17 protein-coding genes are annotated in these 22,736 nt (G+C 74.3%); 10 read left to right on the top strand and 7 right to left on the bottom strand.

All coding sequences use genetic code 11. The annotated features are described in order from the left end of the window. Nucleotide 1 precedes the first annotated feature (1 nt). The 8 genes from ACOACO_RS05030 to purM all read left to right on the top strand — a co-directional run bounded on the left by ACOACO_RS05030 (nucleotide 2) and on the right by purM (nucleotide 11,355). Nucleotides 2–2,305, top strand: a complete 2,304-nt coding sequence (locus ACOACO_RS05030; protein WP_420295148.1) for a hydantoinase B/oxoprolinase family protein — start codon at nucleotides 2–4, stop codon at nucleotides 2,303–2,305. Between the two features lie 78 nt (nucleotides 2,306–2,383). Further along, a complete protein-coding gene (locus ACOACO_RS05035) occupies nucleotides 2,384–3,751 on the top strand; it encodes a dipeptidase (RefSeq protein WP_420295149.1) in 1,368 nt (455 codons plus the stop codon). 37 nt (nucleotides 3,752–3,788) lie between these two features. After that, nucleotides 3,789–4,979 carry a PucR family transcriptional regulator gene (locus ACOACO_RS05040; RefSeq protein ID WP_420295150.1) on the top strand — a complete coding sequence of 397 codons (1,191 nt, stop codon included), beginning with the start codon at nucleotides 3,789–3,791 and terminating at the stop codon, nucleotides 4,977–4,979. Nucleotides 4,980–5,039: 60 nt separating this feature from the next. Further along, nucleotides 5,040–5,546: a hypothetical protein gene (locus tag ACOACO_RS05045; RefSeq protein WP_420295151.1), complete on the top strand. Its 507-nt coding sequence runs from the start codon at nucleotides 5,040–5,042 to the stop codon at nucleotides 5,544–5,546. A gap of 184 nt (nucleotides 5,547–5,730) precedes the next feature. Beyond that, nucleotides 5,731–8,016: a molybdopterin cofactor-binding domain-containing protein gene (locus tag ACOACO_RS05050; RefSeq protein ID WP_420295152.1), complete on the top strand. Its 2,286-nt coding sequence runs from the start codon at nucleotides 5,731–5,733 to the stop codon at nucleotides 8,014–8,016. A gap of 52 nt (nucleotides 8,017–8,068) precedes the next feature. Continuing rightward, nucleotides 8,069–8,545 (top strand): (2Fe-2S)-binding protein, encoded by a 477-nt coding sequence (locus tag ACOACO_RS05055; protein ID WP_420295153.1) that lies wholly within the window; start codon nucleotides 8,069–8,071, stop codon nucleotides 8,543–8,545. Nucleotides 8,546–8,603: 58 nt separating this feature from the next. Beyond that, nucleotides 8,604–10,202 carry an amidophosphoribosyltransferase gene (purF, locus tag ACOACO_RS05060; RefSeq protein WP_420295154.1) on the top strand — a complete coding sequence of 533 codons (1,599 nt, stop codon included), beginning with the start codon at nucleotides 8,604–8,606 and terminating at the stop codon, nucleotides 10,200–10,202. A 76-nt stretch (nucleotides 10,203–10,278) separates the two neighbouring features. Beyond that, complete coding sequence (purM, locus tag ACOACO_RS05065; RefSeq protein ID WP_420295155.1) at nucleotides 10,279–11,355, top strand: phosphoribosylformylglycinamidine cyclo-ligase; 1,077 nt, start codon at nucleotides 10,279–10,281, stop codon at nucleotides 11,353–11,355. A 164-nt stretch (nucleotides 11,356–11,519) separates the two neighbouring features. Here purM and ACOACO_RS05070 read toward each other — a convergent pair whose 3' ends face one another. Next, nucleotides 11,520–13,700 carry a transglycosylase domain-containing protein gene (locus ACOACO_RS05070; protein ID WP_420295156.1) on the bottom strand — a complete coding sequence of 727 codons (2,181 nt, stop codon included), beginning with the start codon at nucleotides 13,698–13,700 and terminating at the stop codon, nucleotides 11,520–11,522. A gap of 276 nt (nucleotides 13,701–13,976) precedes the next feature. Between ACOACO_RS05070 and ACOACO_RS05075 the strand changes: the two genes are divergently transcribed. Then, complete coding sequence (locus ACOACO_RS05075; protein ID WP_420295157.1) at nucleotides 13,977–14,258, top strand: WhiB family transcriptional regulator; 282 nt, start codon at nucleotides 13,977–13,979, stop codon at nucleotides 14,256–14,258. Between the two features lie 45 nt (nucleotides 14,259–14,303). Here the strand turns inward: ACOACO_RS05075 and ACOACO_RS05080 are convergent, their stop codons facing one another. Together ACOACO_RS05080 and ACOACO_RS05085 are read right to left on the bottom strand one after the other, a co-directional pair. Next, a complete protein-coding gene (locus ACOACO_RS05080) occupies nucleotides 14,304–15,548 on the bottom strand; it encodes an ArsA family ATPase (RefSeq protein ID WP_420295158.1) in 1,245 nt (414 codons plus the stop codon). Between the two features lie 34 nt (nucleotides 15,549–15,582). Continuing rightward, nucleotides 15,583–16,647, bottom strand: coding sequence for an ArsA-related P-loop ATPase (locus tag ACOACO_RS05085; RefSeq protein WP_420295159.1), 1,065 nt, complete (start codon nucleotides 16,645–16,647; stop codon nucleotides 15,583–15,585). Between the two features lie 97 nt (nucleotides 16,648–16,744). Between ACOACO_RS05085 and ACOACO_RS05090 the strand changes: the two genes are divergently transcribed. Next, a complete protein-coding gene (locus tag ACOACO_RS05090) occupies nucleotides 16,745–17,050 on the top strand; it encodes a YciI family protein (RefSeq protein WP_420295160.1) in 306 nt (101 codons plus the stop codon). A 178-nt stretch (nucleotides 17,051–17,228) separates the two neighbouring features. Here the strand turns inward: ACOACO_RS05090 and ACOACO_RS05095 are convergent, their stop codons facing one another. From ACOACO_RS05095 to ACOACO_RS05110, 4 genes are all read right to left on the bottom strand, one after another. After that, the gene (locus ACOACO_RS05095) at nucleotides 17,229–19,793 is read right to left on the bottom strand and encodes an FtsX-like permease family protein (RefSeq protein WP_420295161.1); all 2,565 of its coding nucleotides are present in this window, start codon (nucleotides 19,791–19,793) and stop codon (nucleotides 17,229–17,231) included. Continuing rightward, nucleotides 19,790–20,596, bottom strand: a complete 807-nt coding sequence (locus ACOACO_RS05100) for an ABC transporter ATP-binding protein (RefSeq protein WP_420295162.1) — start codon at nucleotides 20,594–20,596, stop codon at nucleotides 19,790–19,792. Before ACOACO_RS05100 ends, ACOACO_RS05095 begins: the two co-directional genes overlap by 4 nt. A 153-nt stretch (nucleotides 20,597–20,749) precedes the next feature. Next, entirely contained in the window at nucleotides 20,750–21,433 is a 684-nt protein-coding gene (locus ACOACO_RS05105; RefSeq protein ID WP_420296300.1) for a response regulator, read from the bottom strand. Between the two features lie 44 nt (nucleotides 21,434–21,477). Next, nucleotides 21,478–22,653: a sensor histidine kinase gene (locus ACOACO_RS05110; RefSeq protein WP_420295163.1), complete on the bottom strand. Its 1,176-nt coding sequence runs from the start codon at nucleotides 22,651–22,653 to the stop codon at nucleotides 21,478–21,480. Between the last annotated feature and the right edge of the window lie 83 nt (nucleotides 22,654–22,736).

Below are 22,736 nucleotides of genomic sequence, written 5' to 3' on the forward strand. Positions count from 1 at the left end.
CATGGCAATCCCCGGCTCCGAGCGCTTCTCGAGCCGCCCCGTCGACCCGCAGGTCGTGGCTGCCGGTCTCCCGGCGGACCTCCCGGTCCACACCGTCACACAGGAGCAGGTCGACGCCCTCGACCCGCTCACCTACGAGGTCGTGCGCCACCGCCTGTGGTCGGTGACCGAGGAGATGGGCGAGGCGCTCAAGCGCATGTCGGGCTCCCCGATCGTCACCGACGCCAACGACTTCGACTTCGCCATCTGCGACGAGGTCGGGCAGGAGGTGCAGGTCGGTCTCTACAACACCATGCTGGTGGGCGCCGTCGACCTCGCCATCTACTGGACGCTGCAGAACCGCGCCACCAACCCGGGCATCCGGGAGGGCGACATGTTCCTCTGCAACGACCCGTGGGTGGGGGGTGGCCTCCACCAGAGCGACGTCATCGTCTTCCAACCCGTCTTCCACGACGGCGAGCTGTTCGCCTGGACGAGCGCGATCTGCCACGAGCCGGACCTCGGGGGCGTCGGTCTCGGGTCGTTCAGCCCGGCGGCCCAGGACGTCTTCGCCGAGGCCCTGCCGACCCCGCCGATCAAGGTGGTGAAGGACTTCGAGATCCAGGACGACGTCGCCGACGTGTGGGTACGCCGCTCCCGCGTGCCGATGCTCGTGAACCTGGACCTGCGGGCCAAGGTCGGGTCGAACACGGTGGGTCGCAAGCGCCTGGAGGAGGTGATCCGGCAGTACGGCGCCGACACGGTCAAGGCCGTGATGAAGCGGATGATGACGGACGCGGAGGGCCGGCTGCGGGGCAAGCTCCGCAGCCTGCCGGACGGCACGTGGAAGGCGACGGGCTACCAGGACCAGTCGCACGAGGGCGACCGCGGGGTCCACAAGATCACCGTCGCCATGACGAAGGCCGACGACAGGCTGGTCTTCGACTTCACCGGCACCGACGCCCAGACCGGCCTCATCAACTGCACGTACGCCGGGATGCGCGGCGGCGTCATGCTCGCGCTGCTGCCGATGCTGGCCCACGACATCCCGTGGTCGGCCGGCGGTCTGATGCGCTGCTTCGACCTGGTGTCCGAGGAGGGCACCATCAACAACGCCTCGTTCCCCGCCGCGGTCGGGCGGGGACCGATCGGGCCGGCCTGGTTGACCGGCACCCTGGTCGCCGAGTGCCTCTCGCAGATGCTGGATCGCTCGCCCGACCTGGGGACGACCGCGCAGGCCGCGTGCTGCGGCACGTGGGACACCGCCGTGGTGGCCGGGCTCGACGAGCGAGGGGAGGTCCCGCAGCCGTTCCTCAACATCATGATGGAGCCGATGGCCGGCGGGTACGGCGCGCGGCCGCAGGCGGACGGCATGGACACCGGAGGTCTGTTCTGCATCCCGATGGGACGGATCCCCGACGTCGAGATGACCGAGTTCCTGTACCCGCTGCTCACGCTGTGGCGCCGGGAGGAGCCCGACTCGGGTGGCCCGGGGCGGCAGCGGGGTGGCGTCAGCGCCTCGCTCGCCGTGACGTTGCACGGGTCGAGCGTCCCGGCGGGCCTCGTGCTCGCCTCGGCGGGCAAGGCGGTCGCGCAGAACAGCGGGCTGGCGGGCGGCTACCCGGGCAACACCGGGCTGGACGCCGTGGTGCGCGGCGTGGACGCCCACGCGCTGCTGGCCGAGGGCCGGATCCCCTCCTCCGTCGAGGACTTCGGAGCGGAGGTCGAGGTCGGTCACTGCTACGCGCAGTCCTACGTCGCCCCGGGCGAGGTGCTGTACATGCACTGGCAGGGCGGCGGCGGGTACGGCGACCCGCTGCTGCGGGAGCCGGCCGCGGTCGCGCACGACCTGGCCGAGCTGAAGGTGACCCGGGAGGGGGCCGAGCGGGTCTACGGGGTGGTGCTGGGCGCCGACGGTGCCGTGGACGACCCCGGCACCCGGGAGACGCGCGAACGGATGCGGGCCGAGCGCCGTGAGCGGTCGTCGTCGCCCGAGGTCGGGGACGGTCGTGTCGACCTCTCTCGCGCCCGGGCCGTCGACGACAACCTCGTGGTCGACGGCACCCAGGTGGGGTGCGCGCACTGCGGGCTCGAGCTGGCGGACACCACCCGCGACGCGCAGCTCCGGCTGGCCGTCTTCGAGGGACCGTCGAGCACGGCGGGACCCCAGGTCACGTCCGACCCCGAGATCTACGTCGACGAGCCCATCGTGTTCCGGCAGCTGTCGTGCCCCGGGTGCCTCACGGCGGTGTACTCCGGCATCGTGCCCACCTCCCACGAGGACCACGTCGCCGACCTCGACCGCTTCACCGCGTCCGCCGGGTGAGCCGCGGGCGGTGCCGCGCCTCGCGGCACCGCCCGTTCCCCACCCGCCGCCGCGTGCGCCGCTGGCTAGTGTCGACCCATGGCTGACCTCACCACCGACGACCTGCGCGGCCGGGTGGCCGCCGTCCTGCCCGGCGTGCGCCGCGACCTGGAGGCGCTCGTGCGCATCGAGTCGGTGAGCGCCGACCCGGCCCGGGCCGGCGAGGTACGGCGCAGCGCCGAGGCCGTCGCCGCGCTGCTGGAGGCGGAGGGCCTCGACACCCGGATCGTCAGCGCCGACGGCGGCGCCCCCGCCGTCATCGCGACCCGACCGGCCCCCGCGGGTGCGCCGACGGTGCTGCTTTACGCCCACCACGACGTGCAGCCCGAGGGCGACCACGCCGACTGGGCGACGCCCCCCTTCGAGGCGACCGAGGCCGACTCGCCCGGCGGCCGGCGCCTCTTCGGGCGCGGCGCCGCCGACGACAAGGCCGGCGTCGTGGCCCACCTCGGCGCCCTGCGTGCGCTCGGCGACGACCTGGGCGTCGGCGTGACGGTGTTCGTCGAGGGCGAGGAGGAGGTCGGCTCCGACACGCTGCCGGCCCTGCTCGCCGAGCACGCCGAGACGCTGCGGGCCGACGTCATCGTCATCGCCGACTCGACCAACTGGGACATCGGCGTGCCCGCCCTGACCACCAGCCTGCGCGGCCTCGTGCGGGTCGACGTCGAGGTGCGCACGCTGACGCACGCGGTGCACTCCGGCATGTGGGGCGGCCTCGTCCCCGACGCGATCACGACGCTGGCGCGGCTGCTGGCCACGCTCCACGACGACGCGGGCGACGTCGCGGTCGCCGGGCTGCACGCCGGCCCGGCCGCCGACGTCGACTACCCCGAGGAGCGCCTGCGCGCCGAGTCGGGCGTCGCCGAGGGCGTCGCGTTCGTCGGCACCGGCTCGGCGGTCGAGCGGCTGTGGACCAAGCCGTCGCTCAGCGTCACCGGCCTCGACGCCCCGAAGGTCGACGGCGCCTCCAACACCCTCGTCCCGGCCGCCCGCGCGAAGCTGTCGATGCGCATCGCTCCCGGTGACACCGCCGAGAGCGCGCTGGCCGCGCTGCGCGCCCACCTCGAGGCCCACGTGCCGTGGGGCGCCCAGCTGCAGGTGACCGTCGTCGACACCGGCGAGGCGACGCAGATCGACGCGACCGGGCCGGTGTACGACGTCGCCCGCGCCGCGTTCGCCGAGGCCTGGGACGGCACGGTCCCGGTCGACATGGGCGTGGGCGGCTCGATCCCGTTCATCGCGGAGTTCCTCGAGGCCTTCCCCGAGGCCGCCGTGCTCGTCACGGGCGTCGAGGACCCCGACACCCGCGCCCACGGCCCGAACGAGGGCCTGCACCTCGCCGAGTTCGAGCGCGTGCTGCTCGCCGAGACGCTCCTGCTGGCCCGCCTGGCCGAGCGGGGGGCCTGAGGACGGCGGCTCCGGAGCGGCGGCCGGGAGGCGGGGAGTGCGCGCGACGACCGCGGCGTTCCTGGAGCGCCACCGCGCCGAGCGGGTCACCGTGCTCGCCGAGGCGCTGCTCGCCGTCATCCGCGCCGAGAACGTGGGGTACGCCGAGGTGCCCGTCCTCGCCGACGACGACCTGCGCCGCTCCTGCCTCGACAACGTCGCCCGCGTGCTCGAGCTGCTCGAGGTCGAGCTCGACCCGGCGCGCGCCGGGGGGCCCGACCGGTACGACGCGGCCCGCGCCACCGGGCACCGGCGCGCCGAGCAGGGCCTGCCGCTCGACGACGTGCTGCGCTCGTTCCGCATGGGCGGTCGCCTGATCTGGGAGGACCTCCTCGACCAGGCCGGCGACACCCTCGACGCCCACGACGTTCGGGAGATCGGCACCTCGCTGTGGGCGGTCGTGGACCGCACGTCGGCGGCGGTCGCGGCGGCGTACCACGAGACCGAGGCCGGCGCCCTGCGCGCGCACGAGCAGCGCCGTACCGCCCTGTGGGAGGACCTGCTCGCCGGCCGCGGCGCCGACCCCGTGTTCGCCGCCGAGGCGGGCCGCCTGCTCGACCTCCACCCGGGAGCCCCGTGCATCGTCGTGGTCGCCCACGGCGACACCACGGCGGCCGCGGCCCGCAGCGCGGAGGCGGGCCTGCGGGCGGCGGGCTACCGCTCCAGCTGGGTACGGCGCGCCGTCGGCGTCGTGGGTCTCGTCGAGGCCGGCTCGCTCGTCGCTCCCGACCTGTCGGCGGGGCTGCGCGTGCTGGTGGACGGCCCGGTGGGCACGTCGGGGGTGGCGGTGGGGTTCGCGCAGGTGGAGCAGGCGTTCCGCCACGCGCTCGCCGCGCAGCGCATCGCCGCGAGCCGCGGCGTGCCGACCGTCGCGTTCGACGACGCCCTGCCCGACGCGCTCGTGCTGGCCTCGCCCGACATCGCCGCCCGCCTGGTCGACCGCTGGCTCGGCCCGCTGCTCGAGCTCCCCGGCGACGAGGGGCGCGCGCTCGTCGAGACGCTCGAGGTGTGGGTGCGGCTGGGCGGATCGACGACGGCGACCGCGCAGGCGCTGCCGTGCCACCGCAACACGGTGCTCAACCGGCTGCGCCGCGTCCGGCAGGTCACGGGCGGCCGCGTCGGCGCCGCGACGCCCCCGGTCGAGCTGTCGCTGGCGCTCGCGGCGTACCGGCTGGGCGCCGCGGGCTGAGGCGAGCCTGAGCACCCGTGCTCATGGCCGACGGCGCGGCCGAGGAGGACCGTTCGACCCGTGATCTCGGCCCGGACGACGCCTTCCTCGGATCGCCAGGCGCGGTTCCTCCTCCTCGCCCGGGCCCGGCTGCTGTGGCGCTGGCTCGTCGTCTCGGCCGGTGTGGGCGCCGTGACCGTGGTGTGCGGCCTCCGGATGTGGTGGTTCCCGGGCCCTCACGCGGTCGTGGGCGACCTCCTCGCGGGGGTGCTCCTCGCGGCCGTGGGACTGGGGTGGGGGGTGCTCCACCTGGCCCTGGCAGCGTGGGTGGCGTGGGGGTGTGGTCGCCTGCGCAGGAGCGGCGCGCACCGTCTCCTGGTGGTAGCGGCTTCGGCGTGCGTGCGCGTCGCGGCAGGCCTCTGCCTGCTCCTCCTCCTGTCGCTCCTCCACCTGCCCCACCTGGGTGTGTTCCTGGCGACGGCGCTGGCGCAGCTCGTCTGCGTCGCCGTCGTCGCGACCGGCCTGCTGGTGGGGCGCGGACTCCGCTGGGGCGCTCGCCAGCGCGGCGGTGTGCAGACTGCCCAGTGATCGCCGTCACATCGTGGGCGCGCTCGGGTTGGGGCCGGCTCCCCGGGATGCGAACGTGGTCTGCGGGAGGGAGTGACCGCACCGGCCTCGGCCGGCTGACACTCCGGAGGACGCAGTGGCTCGACCGACGACCGACCAGACGCACGACGCAGCAGGGGAGGGGAGCAGCACCGGGGGTGACGGCGTGCGCCGTCGCACCTTCCTCGGCTTCGTGCTCAGCGGCTCGACGCTGGTGGCCGCGGCCCCGCTCGGGGTGGGTGCTGCGCCCGCGAGCGCCGACGGCATCCCGACGCTGCCGCAGCCGCCGGAGATCCTCGACCTCAACGACTTCCTCACCCTCGCGGGTGCGGCGACGAGCAACCTCATCTCCATCACGATCAACGCCGACGGCACGGCCTCGTTCGCCCTGCCGCGCGCCGAGGTGGGCCAGGGCATCACGACCTCGACGGCGATGATCATCGCCGAGGAGCTCGACCTGCCCGTCGACAAGGTCGAGGTCACCCTCGCCCCCGCGCGCCCCGAGCTGCTCCTCAACCAGCTCACGGGCGGCTCCAACACGACGATCTCGACGTACACCCCCATCCGGGTGGCCGCCGCGGTCGCGCGCCGCGCGCTCCTCGAGGCGGCGTCGGTGCAGCTCGGCGACGCGGTCGACCAGCTCGTGGTCAAGCTCGGCGGCGTCATCGAGGCCCCCGACGGCCGCCGGGTCACGTACGGCGAGCTCGCCGGCCCTGCCGCGGCCGCCCAGAGCCGCGGGGTCGAGGTCGAGCTGCCGGAGCGCACCTCCCACCCCGTGATCGGCCGTCCGCAGAACCGCATCGACGCCCTCGAGGCCGTCACGGGCCGCAAGCAGTTCACGACCGACCTGCAGGTGCCCGACGCACTGCCGACGATGGTCTGCCGCGCGCCGAAGCTCAACGGCCGCGCCCTGCGGGTGCACAACCTTGCCGAGGTGCGACGGATGCCGGGCGTCACCCACGTCGCGCACATGGACTTCGGCGTCGCCGTCCGCGCCCGCACGTTCGGGCAGTGCATCGACGCCGTGCGCGCCGTCCGTGCGGACTGGGACCCGGGCACCGTCACGGGCGAGTCCGACGAGACAGTGCTCGCCCGCCTGCAACGCGACCAGCTGCCCCTGCCGTCGCTGCCGAGCCTGCCGCTGCTGCGCACCGTGAACGCGGACTTCACGTTCTACTTCCGCAGCAACTCGGCGATGGACACCAACTCCGCGATCGCCGACGTGCGCGCCGACAGCGCCGAGATCTGGTCGGGGCTGAAGTCCCCGGTCATCGCCCAGGAGCAGATCGCCGCCGCCATCGGGCTGCCGGTCTCGAAGGTGCGGGTCAACGTCACGCAGAGCGGCGGGTCGTTCGGCCGCCGCCTGTTCTTCGACGGCGCGAGGGAGGCCGCGCTCATCAGCAAGGAGATGGGCGTGCCGGTGAAGCTGATGTGGCACCGCGCCGACGACGCCCGCGCCGGGCGCACGCACCCGATGTGCACCTCGAAGATCCGCGCCGCCCACGTGGGCGGCCAGGTCGTCGCCTTCCAGCAGTCGCACGCCAGCGTCGAGACCGACTTCCGCCACGGCCTGGGCGAGGCCCTCACCGGTTTCGCCGCCGACCTGCCGGCCGGCCTCGGCAACCTCGGCTTCGCGGAGACGGTGTTCACCCTGACGCAAGAGATGCCCTACAACTTCGGCGCGGTCGTGCAGACGCTCACCGAGTCGGACGGCCGGTTCAACACGGGCAGCATGCGCAACATCTACTCACCCGACGTGCGCGCCGCCTCCGAGCTGGTGGTCGACCGGCTGGCGGCCGACATGCGGCGCGACCCCTACCAGTTCCGCCGCGCCTTCTCCCGCAACGCCCGTGTCACCGCCGTCCTCGACCGGGTGGCGCAGGCCGGGCGCTGGGGGCGGGCGATGGAGCCGGGCACCGCACAGGGCATCGCCATCCACAAGGAGTACAAGGGCGCCTCGGCCTGCCTGGTCGAGACCGACTGCCGGCCGCAGACGGTGGGCCGCCAGGTCCGCGAGGCCGTCACCGGGCCCCGGGTCACGAAGGTCGTCTTCGCCATCGACGTGGGCCTCGCGATCAACCCGCGCGGCCTCGAGGCGCAGATGCAGGGCGGCATCAACGACGGCATCGCCCTCGCCCTGACCTCCAGCCTCCACCTGCGCGACGGCCACTTCCTCGAGGCCAGCTGGGACAACTACTTCTACACGCGGCAGTGGAACACCCCGCCCGAGGTCGAGGTGCACGTCATGCCGTCCGACAGCCCGCAGCCGGGCGGCGCGGGCGAGGCCGGCGTCGCGGCGACCTTCGCGGCCGTCGCCTGCGCCTACGCCCGGGCCACGGGCACGATGCCGACCCACTTCCCGGTCAACCACCACGACCTGGCCTTCGAGCCCAAGTCGTTCGAGCCGCCGGTCCCGGCGTCGCCGACCAACGGCCTGCGACTCACGTACTGACCCCGCCCCGCCCCGCCCCGCCCCGCCCCGCACTGCCACCGAGGAGCCTCCCGTGCCCCGTCAGACCTTCCGCCTCAACGGCGAGACCGTCAGCGTCGACGTCGAGGACGACGTCCGCCTCCTGTGGGTCCTGCGCGACCTGCTGGGGGTCGTCGGCCCCAAGTACGGCTGCGGCATCAACGTCTGCAAGGCGTGCACCTCGCACGTCAACGGCCGCGCCTTCAACCCCTGCGCCGTCCCCGTCGGCGACCTCGGCCCCGACGACGAGGTCACGACCATCGAGGGCCTGCCGGCGACCGTCGGCGCCGACCTCCACCCCATGCAGGAGGCGTGGCTGGAGCGCGACGTCGCCCAGTGCGGCTACTGCCAGCCCGGCCAGATCATGGCCGCGGTGGCGCTGGTGAAGAAGGTGAAGCGGGAGGGCCGGGCCATCACCGACGCCGACCTCGACGGCATCCGCAACATCTGCCGCTGCGGCACCTACACCCGCATCCGCGAGGCCGTGCGGGCCGGCGAGCGTCGGATGTGACCCGTCCGGGTACGGCGCGACGTCGCCCGGTCGGTGCGCCGCGCCGTACCATGGACGGGTGGCCAACTCCGTGAGCACACGCAAGGGGGGCGACGGTCGACTCACCGCCGCTCTCGACCCCCAGGACCAGGGTCCGCAGGACGCGTGCGGCGTCTTCGGGGTGTGGGCGCCGGGCGAGGACGTGTCGAAGCTGACCTACTACGGCCTCTACGCGCTGCAGCACCGCGGCCAGGAGTCGGCGGGCATCGCGGTCAGCAACGGGCGCCAGATCCTCGTCTACAAGGACATGGGTCTCGTCTCCCAGGTCTTCGACGAGTCGACGCTGGACGCGCTGCAGGGCCACGTCGCGATCGGCCACTCGCGCTACTCCACCACCGGTGCGAGCACGTGGCACAACGCGCAGCCGACCTTCCACCCGACGGCGCACGGCTCCATCGCGCTGGCCCACAACGGCAACTTGACCAACACCGCCGAGCTGGCCGAGATGGTGCGCGACCGCAGCGTCCTCGACGGCGAGCTGGACCTCAAGGTCCACCGCCCCGAGCAGAACTCGACGAACGACACGAGCGTCGTCACCGCCCTGCTCGCCGACCACCCCGACACCACGGTCGAGGAGCGCGCGGTCGAGCTGCTGCCCCACGTGCGCGGCGCCTTCTCCTTCGTGTGGATGACCGAGGACACGCTGTACGCCGCGCGTGACCCCCAGGGCATCCGCCCGCTGGTGCTCGGCCGCCTCGAGCGCGGCTGGGTCGTGGCGTCGGAGACCGCCGCGCTGGACATCGTGGGCGCGTCGTTCATCCGCGAGATCGAGCCCGGCGAGCTCATCGCCGTCGACGCCGACGGCCTGCGCAGCCGCACCTTCGCGGAGCCCGCGCCCAAGCACTGCCTCTTCGAGTTCGTCTACCTCGCCCGCCCCGACACCGTGATGACGGGCAAGCGGATGCACAGCGTGCGCGTCGAGATCGGCCGCCGCCTCGCGAAGACGTTCCCCGTCGACGCCGACCTCGTCATCCCCGTCCCCGAGTCCGGCACCCCCGCCGCGATCGGGTACGCCGAGGCGTCCGGCATCCCGTACGGCACCGGCCTGGTCAAGAACTCCTACGTCGGGCGCACCTTCATCCAGCCGTCGCAGACGATCCGCCAGCTCGGCATCCGCCTCAAGCTGAACCCGCTGCGCGACGTCATCGAGGGCAAGAAGCTCGTCGTGGTCGACGACTCGATCGTGCGCGGCAACACCCAGCGCGCGCTCGTGCGCATGCTTCGCGAGGCCGGCGCCCGTGAGGTGCACGTGCGGATCTCCTCGCCGCCGGTGAAGTGGCCCTGCTTCTACGGCATCGACTTCGCGACGCGCGCCGAGCTCATCGGCAACGGCCTGACGGTCGACGAGATCTGCCGCTCCATCGACGCCGACTCGCTCGGCTACATCGAGCTCGACGACCTGGTCGACGCCACCGCCGTGCCGAAGGACAACCTGTGCCGGGCCTGCTTCGACGGGGTCTACCCGATCGACCTGCCCGACTCCGCCCACCTGGGCAAGGACGTCCTCGAGGTCCGGCGCTCCGCCCCGGCCACGCCGGCCGCGACGACGACCGACGTCGACGGCCTCGCCGCATCCCTCGCGGGTGGCGGCGCCGCCGACGCGCTGCGCCGGCCCTGACCCGCCGTACCGCGCCCCGACCGACCACCCGCACCACCTGCACCCCCGCACCCCCGGCCCCCCAGGAGCAGCTGACGTGACCGACCCCGCCGAGAACGCGTACGCCGCCGCCGGCGTCTCCATCGAGGCGGCCGACCGCGCCATCGACCTCATGAAGGGCTGGGTCGAGAAGTCCCGGCGCCCCGAGGTCATCGGGGGTCTCGGCGGCTTCGCCGGGCTGTTCGACGCGAGCGCGCTCAAGGCCTACGACCGGCCCGTGCTGGCCACGTCGACCGACGGCGTGGGCACCAAGGTGGCCATCGCCCAGGCGATGGACAAGCACGACACCATCGGCTTCGACCTCGTCGGCATGGTCGTCGACGACCTCGTCGTGTGCGGCGCCGAGCCGCTGTTCATGACCGACTACATCGCCACCGGCCGCGTCGTGCCGGAGCGCATCGCGGCCATCGTCAAGGGCATCGCCGAGGCGTGCGTCGAGGCCGGCTGCTCGCTGGTCGGCGGCGAGATCGCGGAGCACCCGGGCCTGCTGGGCCCCGACGACTACGACGTCGCCGGCGCCACCACTGGCGTCGTCGAGGCGGAGCAGATGCTCGGCCCCGGTCGCGTGCGCCCCGGTGACGTCGTCATCGCGATGGCCTCCAGCGGCCTGCACTCCAACGGCTACTCCCTCGTGCGGCACGTGCTGCTCGCCGGCGCCGGCTGGGAGCTCGACCGCCAGGTGGACGAGCTGGGCGGCACGCTCGGGGCCGAGCTGCTGACGCCCACGCGCATCTACACGAAGCCCGCCCTCGCGCTGGCCCGCGGCACCGCGACCCATGCGATGGCCCACGTGACCGGCGGCGGCCTCGCGGCGAACCTCGAGCGGGTCATGCCGGCCGAGCTCACCGCGACGATCGACCGCGGCACCTGGACGCCGCAGCCCGTCTTCGACCTGGTGCGCCGCGTCGGCGACCTGCCCCAGGCCGACGTCGAGGCCACGCTCAACTGCGGTGTCGGCATGGTGGCGCTCACCGACCCCGGCTCCGTCGACACCGCGCTGCGGATGCTCGCCGAGCACGGCGTCGAGGCCTGGGTCGCCGGCGAGGTCCGCGCCCTGGCCGACGGCGAGGTCGGTGGCTCGGTCAACCTGGTGGGCCAGCACCCGGGCTGGTGAGGTTTCCCCGCCTAAGCGGGGAAACCTGTGGTCTACGGCCAATGCCTGGCTCGCAGAGCACATGGTTCGGCCGCAGGGTCCGCAACGACAGGTCCAGGACGACGAAGGCGCCCGCCCCCCGAGGGGGACGGGCGCCTCGTGTCGTCGTACGGCGTCAATCGCCGTCAGTCGTCGTTCCCGCCGCCGATGCGGGTGGTGGCGCGGCTGCCGAGACCGACAGAGCCCTGCAGGTCGGTCGGACCCACGGCCTCGCGCAGAGCCGATGCGCTGTACGCCGTGAAGTCGTCCCCGGGCAGCTCGTCGCGGATCCCGCGCATCGCGTCGCCCCACATCGGGGCGGCGAACGCCGAGGCCGAGACACTGTTGCTGAACCGCCGGCCGCCGACCCGCTGGCCACCGAGCGAGATGGGCGTGCCGAACTCGTTGGCGCCCGCGATCATCGCCGACGTCGCGAGGTTCGGCGTGTAGCCGACGAACCACACGGAGCGGCCGTTCTGCGTCGTACCGGTCTTGCCGGCAGCGTCGATCCCCAGGCGCTGGCGCTGGGCGAAGCCGCCCTCGATGACGCCCTGGAGCACGTAGTTGATCGCGTCGGCCGTCTCAGGGGTCAGCACCTGGTTGCACGTCGGGTCGTAGGTCTTGATGACGTTGCCGGCCGAGTCGGCGATCTGCATGACGGGGAGCGCCGCGCAGTGGTTGCCACGGGCCGCGAAGGTCGCGTAGGCCTCGGCCATCTCGACGGGGCTGACGTCGGCGACGCCGAGCACGAACGAGGGGACCCGCTCGGCCAGGCGGCCCGGCTGCTCCTCACCGGTCGGGTTGTCGAGCTCCACGCCCATCTGGCGGGCGAGCTCGAACGGCTGGCACAGGCCCGTGCGCTGCGTGAGCTGCGCGTAGAACGTGTTCACCGACAGCCGCGTGCCGGTCACCATCGTCATGTAGCCGGAGTCGGTGGAGTTCGAGGGTTCCCACGCCACCGAGCCGCCGTAGGGCTCGCCGTCGCAGTCGCGGAACGTCGACTCGCGCACGGCGACCTGCTCGGGGGAGTTGATGCCCCAGCTCAGCGGCACGCCCTGCTCGATGGCGGCGGCCAGCACGAAGGTCTTGAAGGTCGAGCCGGCCTGGAAGCCGTTCGAGTCGCCGAGGCGCTCGGGCACCGCGTAGTTGAGGTAGGTCTGGCCCGCCTCCATGTTGGTGCCCATGGGGCGCGACTGCGCGAGCCCTCGTACGTAGCCCGTGCCGGGCTCGACCATGGCGAGCCCGCCGATGGCGTTGTCGGTCGGGTTCACCGCGTCGGCGACGGCCTCGTCGGCGGACGTCTGGTAGGTCTGGATGAGCGGCGTCTTGATCGACAGCCCGCCTTCGTAGAGCAGCGAGCGCCGCGCCTCCTCGCTCTCGCCCAGGGACGGGTCGGCGAGCAGGTAGCGCAGGACGTAGTCGCAGTAGAACGGGGCGACCGACGACACGCAGCCGTTGGACGGCGCGTTGATGCTGAGGCCGAGGTCCAGGGAACGCGCCCACTGCTGGGCCCCGTCGTCGATCACGTTGAGCTGGGCCATGCGGTCGATGACCACGTTGCGGCGCTGCTGTGCGCGCTCCGGGTTGATCGTCGGGTCGAGGCCGACCGGGTTCTGCACGAGGCCGGCGAGCATCGCGGCCTGCGGCAGGGTCAGGTCGGCCGCGTCGGTGCCGAAGTAGGTGCGGGCCGCGGACTGGATCCCGTAGGCGCCGTTGCCGAAGTACGCGAGGTTGAGGTACCGCTCCAGGATCCAGTCCTTGGAGTAGGTGTTCTCGATCGCGATGGCGTAGCGCAGCTCCTGGATCTTGCGGCTGAACGTCTCCGCCGTCGCCTCCGCACGGGCCTGCTCGTCGTCCCCGGCCTGCTGCACCAGCGTCAGCTTCACCATCTGCTGCGTGATGGAGGAACCACCCTGCACGACGCCGCTGTTGGCCTGGTTGACGATGAGCGCGCGCAGGGTGCCCTGCAGGTCGAGCGCCCCGTGCTCGTAGAACCGGTAGTCCTCGATCGAGACGATGGCCTGGCGCATCAGCGGGCTGACCTGGGTCAGCGGCACGTTCACGCGGTTCTCGTCGTAGATCGTCGCGATGACCTGGTCGTTCGCGTCGAGGATGCGGCTGCGCTGCGGCAGGGTCTGGGTCTCCAGCTCGGCCGGCAGCTCCTTGACGCTCTCGGAGACGTTGCGGGCCGAGATGCCGGCCATGCCCGCGAAGGGCAGGGCCAGGCCGGAGACGACGACGCCCAGCACGACGGAGGCCGCGAGCATCACCAGAAGGTGCTTCACGACGCGTCCCGCCGTGAGACGCTCGGGTGCAGAGGGGGACATGGGTCCCAAGGGTACGGGACCGTGCCGGGCCCGGGGCCTTTCCCGACGCCGCCGTCGCCGGCCGCGTCCGCCGGCCGCGCGCACCCCCCGTCACGAGCGCCGGGTCCCGGTCACGGGACCACCCGGGACCTATGGCCTAGTCCCTTCCGACTACCAGTCTTGACGCAAATGGGTCTGCCGCGGACCTCGCGGATTCTTTACCTTGGTCCCGTTGGGTTGGAGAGTCGGGTGCGGGCGTGGGGCCGTGCACCTGACGCGAACGGGCGGGGACGTCACATGTGGGTCGAGGACTGGACGACGAAGGCCGTGTGCCGTCAGGCGCAGCCGGACGAGCTCTTCGTTCGTGGAGCCGAGCAGAACCGCGTCAAGCAGCTGTGCCAGGGCTGCCCCGTGCGCACCGAGTGCCTCGCGGAGGCGCTCGACAACCAGATCGAGTGGGGCGTCTGGGGCGGCATGACCGAGCGCGAGCGCCGCGCCCTGCTGCGCCGCCGGCCGGCCGCGTCGTGGCGCGACGTGCTCGAGTCGGCGCGCAACGAGCACACCACCGCCGCGGTCTGAGCCGCCGGTAGCCGCCGGTAGCCGCCGGACCCCCGGTGGCCCGGCTCAGCCGGGGGCGAGGAGCTCGCCGACGCGGCGCAGGCCGTCGAGGTCGTGCACGTCGCTGGCCAGTGCCGGCACGACAGCCGTCGGCACCTCGGGGTGCGTGGCCGCGAACCGTGCCCGCAGGGCCGCCTCGCGCTCCGTGATGCGCACGTGGTCGGCGTGCAGCCGCAGCAGGCCCTCGGCCAGCTCGGGGTCGTGCAGCTCCCCGGCGTCCCGGCGGCGCTCCAGGCGCTGCGCGGCGGCCAGGGCCTCCTCGGCGCTGAGGTCGACCGGCGGGTGCGGGTGCGCCCGGTTCACCACGAGCCCGGCCAGCGGCATCCGGTCGTCGGCCAGCCGCTCGACGAAGTACGCCGCCTCGCGCAGCGCGTCGCGCTCCGGCGCCGCGACGACGACGAACGCCGTACGGGAGTCCTGCAGCAGCGAGTAGGTCTGCTGCGCCCGCTGCCGGAACCCGCCGAAGACGGTGTCGAACGCGGCCACGAACGTCTGCAGGTCGGTGAGCACCTGGGCGCCCAGCACCTTCGTCAGCGCGTTCGTGATGAGCCCGAAGCCCATGCTCATCACGCGCGCCGGGCCCTTGGCGGGCGCGAGCAGGAGCTTGATGAACCGGCCGTCGAGGAAGCTGGAGAGCCGCTCCGGGGCGTCGAGGAAGTCCAGCGCCGAGCGCGACGGCGGGGTGTCGACGACGATGAGGTCGTAGGTGCCCTCCGCCTCCGCCTGCCGGTGGATCTGGCCCAGCTTCTCCATCGCCATGTACTCCTGCGTGCCCGCGAACGAGCTCGACAGCGCGACGTAGAACGGGTTCTCCAGGATCGCCCGCGCCTTCTCCGGGCTGGCCTGGCTCTCGACGACCTCGTCGAAGGTCGACTTCATGTCGAGCATCATCGCGTCGAGGCTGCCGCCGGCCGAGGTGTCGAGACCGGTCACGGGGCGGGGGGTGTTGTCGAGCTCCTCGATGCCCATGGACTGCGCGAGGCGGCGGGCCGGGTCGATCGTCAGCACGACCACCTTGCGGCCGCGCTCGGCGGCCCGCATCGCCAGCGCGGCAGCGGTCGTCGTCTTGCCGACCCCGCCGGAGCCGCAGCACACGATGATCCCGGTGCCCCGGTCGTCGAGGAGCGCGTCGAGGTCGAGGTACGGCGCGGGGCCCTCCTCGGCGGCCAGCGGGCCGACGCGGTGGCTGCTGCGGCGGTGCGACGCGGCGCGCCCGGCGGCCCCGCCGGGGTCGGTGCTGCTGACCGTCATGCGTCCTCCCTCGTCCCGTGTCGCCGGCCGTGCCTCATGCCATGCCCTGGCGGCGCAGGTGGGCGGCGAGCTCGTAGAGACCACCGAGGTCGACGCCGCCGGCGAGGCGGGGCAGCTCGTAGGTGGGCACGCCGTACCCGGCCACGAGGGCCCGCTGCGAGTCCTCCAGCGCCCGGCGCTCGGCGTGGTCGCGGCCCTGGGCGAGCAGGTGCTCGGCGAGCGCGCCCAGCTCGTCGGGGGAGCCCTCGAGCCCGGCGGCGGCCAGGTCCCCGGCGAGGGCGGCGGGGTCGGCGGTGCCGGCCGTCACCTGCGCGAGGTCGTCGGCGTCGAGCTCCTCGGGCCGGGTCAGGTTGACGACCACCCCGCCCACGGGCAGGCCGGTGCGGCGCAGGTCGGCGATGCCGTCGGCCGTCTCCTGCACGGGCATCTCCTCGAGCACGGTCACGAAGTGCACCGCGGTGCGCGAGGAGCGGAACAGCGTCATCATCAGGTCGGCCTGCGACTTGATCGGGCCGACCTTGGCCAGGCCGGCCAGCTCGTCGGAGACGTTGAGGAACTGGGTGATCCGGCCGGTCGGCGGGGCGTCGAGGACGACCGCGTCGTACTGGCGGGCGCCCTTGCCGCGGCGGCCCGGCTTCGCGGCCTCGAAGACCTTGCCGGTGAGGAGCACGTCGCGCACGCCCGGCGCGATGGTGGTGGCGAACTCGATGACGCCGAACTTGTCGAGGGCCCGGCCGGCGCGGCCGAGGCGGTAGTACATCGCCAGGTAGTCGAGCAGCGCCGACTCGGCGTCGATGTGGAGGGCGTGCACCGTGCCCGCGGGGCCGCGGGGCGAGCCGTCGGGGGCGGCGGCACCGGGCGTGGCCGGCAGTCCCTTGGCGATCTGGCGCTCCTCGTAGGGGAGCGGGTCGACGTCGAACATCCGGGCGATGCCCTGGCGGCCCTCGACCTCGCAGAGCAGGACGCTGCGGCCGGTCGAGGCCAGCGCGAGCGCGAGCGCCGCGGCGACCGTGGACTTGCCCGTGCCCCCCTTCCCCGTGACGACGTGGAGCTGCACGTCGCGCCAGTGCGTGGCGTCCGGGACCTTGGCGGGGGGCACGCCGCGATCCTAGCCACGGGCCGGGTGGCGGGGACGGGCTGCGGGACGGGCTGCGGGACGGGCCCGGGGGCGCCCGGGGGCGTGTGAGGATCGGGGCATGTCCACCTCGATCTACGCCGTCACCTACACCTACTCCGACGACGCCGCGCTGCGCGACGAGCACCGGGCCGCCCACCGGGAGTACCTCGCGGGCCTCGCCGACCAGCAGAAGATGGTCGTCTCCGGCCCGTGGGGCGCCGACGAGGCCCCCGGCGCCCTCCTGCTCTTCCGCGGCTCCTCCGCCGACGAGGTGCGGGCCCTCACGGCCGAGGACCCCTTCGTCACCGTCGGCGTCGTCGTCGAGCAGACCGTCCGCGCCTGGGAGCCCGTGCTCGGCCCCGGCAAGGACGTCTTCGCGGGCTGAGCCTCAGTCCCGGAACGCCGAACGGGCCCTCGCTCCGGAACGCCGTACGGGCCCCGGAACGCCGTAGTCCCTGACGTTCCCGTCACGACACGCCGGTCGGTACGTCGGGAACGTCAGGGACTACGCAGGTGCACCCCCCACCGGCCGCCCCCGGGTGGGGTACGGCGGGGCGCGGGGCTCAGTCCGCCGTCAGCCCCGCCGCGGGGCTGACGCGCGCGGCCCGGCGGGCGGGCAGCACGCAGGCGACGAGCCCGGCCAGGGCGGCCACCGCGACGACGGCGGCGAGCTGGCCGTACGGCAGCACGAGCGCCGCGTCCCCGATGCTCGGCTGCACCATCACCCGCACGCCGATCACCGCGAAGAACACCCCGACGGCCGTGCCGAGCAGCGTCGCGACCACCGAGAGCAGCACGCCCTCCGCCGCCAGGGTGCGGCGCAGCTGGCGGCGGGTCAGGCCGAGCGCCCGCAGCAGCGCGTTCTCCCGGGCCCGCTCGAGCACCGAGAGGCCGAGCGTGTTGCCGATGCCGACGAGCGCGATGAGCACACCGACCCCGAGCAGGCCGACGACGGCCATGACGACGACGTCGAGCTGCGTGTCGACCCAGTTCCGCTGCTGCAGGAGCGGGGTGACGCTGGCCCCGCTGCCGCTGGCGGCCGCCTCCAGGTCGGCGACGAGGTCGTCGACGTCGACGCCGTCCTCGGCGCGCAACCACACGGCGTACGGCTCGGTGCCCTCACCGACCAGTGCCTCGAGCGTCGCGGGGGAGACGAGGGCCGCCGCGCCCCAGCCGCCGTCGACCAGCCGCGGGGTGAGCGTGCGGGTGCCGGTGGCCGTGGTGACCTCGACCCGCTCGGGCACGCCGGCGGTGCCGACGAGGTCGTAGGGGACCGCGATCTCGTCGTCGCCGGGGACCGCGATGGTGCGGTCGCCGCGGACGACCTCGTCGAGGGCCCGGTCGGCGTCCTCGGCGGCGGCCGGGGCCGCGATGGCGAGGGAGTCGCTGGCCCACACCTCCTCGGGCGGCAGGCCGCCGGTGTCGCTGCCCGCCGCCGGGGCCACGGCCGCGAGGCCGCCGGGCACGACGACCGCGGCGTCGGTGCCGCGCATGCCGCTCACCCGCTCGACGAGGTCCGCGGCGAGCGGGCCGGAGTCGGCGGCGACGGTGACGTCGACCGGGTACTGCTGGTCGAGCTCCTCCGCGGTCGCCGCCCGGGCGCTCGCCATCCCCGTCAGCACCGCGGTGGTGAGGGTGACGCCGATGAGCAGCGAGGCGGTGGTCGCCGCCGTACGACGGGGGTTGCGCACCGCGTTGTCGCCCGCGATGCGGGCGGAGGGGCCGGTACGACGGACCGCGAGCCCCACGAGCCGCAGCAGCGCCGGCACGATGACGGGTCCGAGCAGCACGACGCCCGCGAAGAAGGCGGTGCCGCCGGCGACCATCACGAGGAGGGCCTCGGTGGCGACCGCGAGGGCGAGCCCGGCGCAGCCCGCGGCGAGCACGAGACCGCCGAACGCGATGCGGGCGCGGCCCGCGGTCGTGCGCACCGACGGCGCGGCCTCCGGGCGCAGCGCGGCCAGCGGGCTCACCCGCGTCGCCGTCCGGGTCGGCACCCACGCGGCGACGACGGTGGTCACGACACCGCCGAGGAAGGCCGCGCCCCACCAGAGCAGCGACGGGTCGACCGCGCCGAGCGGAAAGTCGACGCTCGCCCGCAGCGCCGCGACGCCGCCGTAGCCGAGCGCCGCACCCAGGGCGAGACCGGCCAGCGAGGCGAGGAGCCCGACCACGAGCGCCTCGACGCGGATCGCCCGGCGTACCTGGCGGCGGGTGGCGCCGACGCAGCGCAGCAGCGCGAGGTCGCGCAGGCGCTGGGCGAAGAGGATGGAGAACGTGTTGGCGATGACCATCACCGACACGACCGCCGCGATGGCGGCGAAGAGCAGCACGAGCATCGCCATGACGTCGACCTGCTGGTTGACCTTCTGCAGCCGGTCGTCGGCGACCTCGGCCGGGGTGAAGGTCTCCAGCACGCCGGCGGGCTCGACGTCGGCGCTCGCGCCGCTCCCCGTCCCGTCGTCGCTGAGCGCCGCGATCGCGTCGGCGGCCGCGCCGACGTCGCCGCCGGGGGCGACGGCGTACGTGACCGTCTCGGCCCACCAGCCCTCGAGGGTGCGCAGGGTCTCGAAGGGCACCCACAGGGCGCTCGAGGCCAGCGTGGTGCCGTCGGCGAGGCCGACGACGGTGACGGTGGTCGCGGACTCCCCGCTGCCGATGACCACCTCGTCGCCGACGGCGATGTCGCGGGCGCGGGCCTGCGACGCGCCGGCGACGGCCTCGTCGGGCGCCTCGGCACCGCGGCCCTCGACGACGCTCTGCCAGACCAGGGACGGGTCGTCGGCCCACGTGCCGATCGCCGCGTCCGTTGCGACGGTCGAGCCGTCGGGGCGCGCGATCGTCAGCCACGTCTCGGCCAGGGGCACGGCGGCGTCGCCGCGCTCCTCGGCGAGGTCCACGACGGCCTCGACGCCGGTGTTGTTCGGCCAGCCGTCCATCCCGCCCCCGGTGACGACGAGGTCGCCCTTCTCGTAGGGCTTGCCGACCTCGCCGGTCAGCCCGCCGCGGGCCGAGGAGGCGAGGGCGTCGGTGACGACCACGAACGCGACCGCGATGGCCACGGCGAGGACCGCTGCGACGTAGCGGCGGGTGTGGGTGCGCAGCGACGCGAGCAGCACGGTCCTCATCGGGTGCCCCCGTCGGTGCGGACCGCGGCGGCGGGACGCAGGGTGGCGACGAGCTCCTCGGGCGTGGGGTCGACGAGGTGGGCGCGCACCGAGCCGTCGGCGAGCACGACGACGTCGTCGGCGTACGCCGCGGCGTCGAGCTCGTGGGTCACCATCACGACGGTCTGGCCGAGCTCGCGCACGCAGCGGCGCAAGAACCCCAGCACCTCGGCGGAGGTGTCGGAGTCGAGGTTGCCGGTCGGCTCGTCGGCGAAGACGATCTCGGGCTGCGCGACGAGGGCGCGGGCGATGGCGACGCGCTGCTGCTGGCCGCCGGAGAGCTCGCCGGGCCGGTGGCCGACCCGGTCGGTGAGGCCGAGGGTGGAGACGACCTCGTCGTAGCGGGCCCGCACCGTCGCGTCGACGCGCCGGCCCGCGAGCTCGAACGGCAGCAGGATGTTCTGCCCCGCCGTCAGCATCGGCAGGAGGTTGAACGCCTGGAAGACGAAGCCGACGTGGTCGCGGCGGAAGCGGGTGAGGGCGTCGTCGTCGAGCCCCTCGAGCCGCTTGCCGGCGATGCTGACGGTGCCCGACGTCGGCTGGTCGAGGCCGGCGAGGCAGTGCATGAGGGTGGACTTGCCGGAGCCGGACGTGCCCATGACGGCGGTGAAGCGGCCGGCCGGCAGGTCGACGTCGACGCCCCGCAGGGCGTGCACCTCGGCGTCGCCGCGGCCGTAGGTCTTCGTCAGGCCGCGGGCGCTCGCGGCCGGCGCGGGGCCCGTCGGTGCCGGGTGGACGAGGTCGGTGAACGGTGTCGTGGACATGACCAGGACGCTAGGTACGGCGGGGTCCCCGCGTCGTCCGGCGACCGGTTGATCCTGCGGCGGGCGGCGGGTGCCGTCGTACGACGGGGGGTGGACGCCGCGGCGACCGCTCGTCCACCCGGGGGATGACGGGGCCCGGCGCCGGGCCCCGGCTCAGCCGGCGGAGACGACGCCGGTCTCGTAGGCGAGGACGACGAGCTGCACCCGGTCGCGCGAGCCGGTCTTGGCCAGCAGGCGGCTGACGTGGGTCTTCACGGTGGCCTCGCCGACGACGAGCGTGGTGGCGATCTCGCCGTTGGACAGGCCGCGGCCGACGAGCTCCAGCACCTCGGCCTCGCGGTCGGTGAGGGCGGCGAGCCGCGGGTCGGGCACGGCGGCCCCCGCCGCCGGTGCGCCCGTCGCCGACCCGGACCCGCCGGACCCGTCGCCGTCGGGCAGCGTCGCGGCGAAGTGGTCGAGGAGGCGGCGGGTGGTGGACGGCGCGACCACGGCGTCGCCGGCGTGGACCCGCCGGACGGCCTCCAGCAGCTCGGGCGGGGCGGCGTCCTTGAGGAGGAACGCGGAGGCGCCGGCCTTGAGGGCGGCGAAGGCGTACTCGTCGAGGTCGAACGTGGTGAGCACGATGACGCGCGGCACGCTCTGGCCGGCGGCGGACTGCGCGGCGAGCCGGCGGGTGGCGTCGACGCCGTCCATGCGGGGCATCCGCACGTCCATCAGCACGACGTCGGCGGCGACCGCGCCGAGGCGGCGCAGGGCCTCCTCGCCGTCCCCGGCCTCGCCGACGACGGTCAGGTCGTCCTGGCTCTCGACCAGCATGCGGAAGCCGGCCCGCACCATCTGCTGGTCGTCGACGAGGAAGACGCGGATCGGATCGGTGACGCTCACACCGGGATCCTCGCACCGACCTCGAACCCGCCGCCGGGGCGCGGGCCGGTGGTGACGCTGCCGCCGGCGGCGCGGACCCGCTCGCGCATCCCGACGAGGCCGAGACCGCCCGTCGAGGCGTCGCGGCCCGGGGTCGCCGCGGCGCCGCGGCCGTCGTCGGTGACCCGCACGACGATCTCGCCCGGAGCCTCCGCGACGACGACCTCGACGGTGCCCACGGGGCCCGCGTGCCGCCGCACGTTCGTGAGGGCCTCCTGCACCACGCGGTAGACGACCAGGGCCGTGCCGTCGGGAACGGCGGGCGCGGGGTCGGGGAGGTTCGCGACGATCGGCAGGCCGTCGGCGGCGGCCTGGTCGAGGAGGTAGGGCAGGTCGGCGAGGCCGGGCTGCGGGGCGGTGCCGGTGTCGTCCGAGCGCAGCAGGCCGAGGAGGCGCCGCATCTCGGTGAGGGCCTCGCGGCCGGTGGCGGCGATGGTCTCCAGCGTGCGGGTGGCGACGTCGGGGTCCTTGGCGGCGGCGTAGCGCGCCCCGTCCGCCTGCACCACGATCACCGACAGGCCGTGGGCGACGACGTCGTGCATCTCCCGGGCGATGCGGGCGCGCTCGTCGGAGGCGGCCAGCTCGGCGCGCTGCTCGGCGTCGCGGGCGAGGTGCTGGGTGTGGGCGATGAGGGCGTCGACGTACGCCGCCCGGGTGCGCCCCAGGGTTCCCAGCGCCCAGGCGGCGAGGACGATGAGACCGATCGTCACGGCGTAGCTGCGGGCCGCGCCGCCGCCGGCCGAGTACGTCGCCGTCCAGTCCAGCGCCGCCACGACGCCGGCCACGAGCCCCGTGCCGAGCGCGACGTAGCCCATCGTCGCCGACGAGAACCGCGCCACGGAGTAGACCGCCACCGGGAACGCGAGCTGGCTGACCAGGGGTTCGCCGTACGTCGGCACCTGCAGCGCGCTCGCCGCCGCCACGGCCGCGAAGGTCGCGACGGGGTAGCGACGCCGCCACAGCAGCGGGACGGTCTGCAGCACGCCGAGCACCAGCGCCACCAGCGACGCCAGCCCGAGACCGCCCACGAGGGCCAGGAACCCGATGCCGCCCACGACCCCGAGGTCGAGCAGCGCGGCCCCCTTCGGCCCGAGGCGCCGGGGCTGTCGCGGCAGCACGGCGACGGTCGTCATGACCGGTGAGCGTACGGCGCGCCCCACCCGCCCCGCGTCCACCTGCGGGTGGATCCGCGGCCACCTCGCGCCATCGGTCACCT

Source organism: Nocardioides sp. CPCC 205120 (assembly GCF_048654585.1).
GTDB lineage: Bacteria > Actinomycetota > Actinomycetes > Propionibacteriales > Nocardioidaceae > Nocardioides.